Annotated in this window: 1 protein-coding gene; it reads right to left on the bottom strand. The window is 66.6% G+C overall.

Features of this window, described 5'->3' with window-relative positions:
* Window positions 1–24: 24 nt before the first annotated feature.
* Window positions 25–1,313, bottom strand: a protein-coding gene (locus tag L3K22_RS16620; RefSeq protein WP_263312368.1) for an IS3 family transposase whose coding sequence is annotated in 2 segments (ribosomal slippage) — window positions 25–1,040 and window positions 1,040–1,313 — 1,290 coding nt in all. Because the reading frame shifts where the segments join, the coding sequence is not laid out codon by codon here.
* Window positions 1,314–1,367: the final 54 nt, after the last annotated feature.

Below are 1,367 nucleotides of genomic sequence, written 5' to 3' on the forward strand. Positions count from 1 at the left end.
TGAATCGGCCCAGGTTCTCTGCCGCTACTTTGTGGGTGCGGGCTCTCGGGTGAGGGCCTCTTTGTGCAGCGTCTCGAACTCTATAGGGGTGAGCATCCCGAGGGAGCCGTGGAGGCGGCGGTTGTTGTACCAGTCGACCCAGCCGGCGGTCGCGAACTCGACGTCCGCGAGGGTGCGGTAAGGGCCGGCGTGAAAGACGGTGGTGCGGATGCACTCGGTCTTGAACAGGCCATTCACCGTCTCCATCAGCGCGTTGTCCAAGGCATCGCCGACGGTCCCGATCGACGGGGCGATGCCCTCGAGGGCGAGGTGCTCGGTCAGTCGAATGGCGGTGTACTGAGACCCAGCGTCGCTGTGATGGATCAAGTTCCCTGGTGAGACTGGGTTTCCTTCCCTCTCGCGTTGCCACAGCGCAATGCGCAGCGGGGTCATGACCAGGTCGACCTGCTTCGAGGTGGAGGCGTGCCAGCCCACGATTCGCTGGGCGAAGACGTCCACGACGAACGCGACGTAGACGAACCCCGCCCAGGTGCGGACGTAGGTGAAGTCGGTGACCCAGACCCGGTTCGGAGCAGGGGCGGTGAAATCGCGATTCAGCAGGTCACCGGCCCGCTTCCCGTCCGGGCCGGGGATCGTGGTGCGGACCTTCTTCACCCGCCGGATGCCCTCAAGACCGAGGGTCCGCATCGCCCGGTCCACCGCCCCGCGGGAGGTGCCGGCCAGGCCTTCCTGTCGGCGGAGCAGCGCGACCCACTTCCTACGTCCGTAGAGTCCCTCGGGCGTCATCTGGACCTGCCCGGTGGCGGGGTTGATGGTCCAGGCGAGGTCGCGGATCTTGTCCTCGACCAGGGCGTCTGTGACGGTGCGGGCCGCGATACGGACCGGGCTCTTCCAGGCCCGGTAGGTGCGTGCAGCGATCTTCAGGCCCTGCTGGCGCAGGACGCGGAGGATCGGCTCGACTGCATAGCCCTCGGTGCGCATCTCGTCGATGAACGCGCAGATCAGCGGTTTCGGGGGTCGAGCTCCCCCGCAAAGAAAATCGAGGCGCGGCGCAGGATCTCATTGTCCTCGCGAAGCCGCTTGTTCTCTGCTTTCAGGCGCTTGACCTCGGCAGACTCCTCGGTCGTGATGCCGGGGCGGGTCCCGTCGTCGACCTCGGCCTGCGCGAGCCAGCGCCGCACGGACTCGCGCGAGACGCCTTCCTGGCGAGCCACTGCGGTGACGGCGGCGGTCAAGGTGGGGTACTCCTGGAGGTGCTCCCTGACGAGCCGCACGCACCTCGCGCGCAGCTGGGGATCGATCTTCTTCGGCATGCTGTCCATCCTCTCGGACTCAAACAGCAGCGGCATCAAACCTGGGCCGATTCA

The organism is Brachybacterium atlanticum (assembly GCF_025669985.1).
Classification (GTDB): domain Bacteria; phylum Actinomycetota; class Actinomycetes; order Actinomycetales; family Dermabacteraceae; genus Brachybacterium; species Brachybacterium conglomeratum.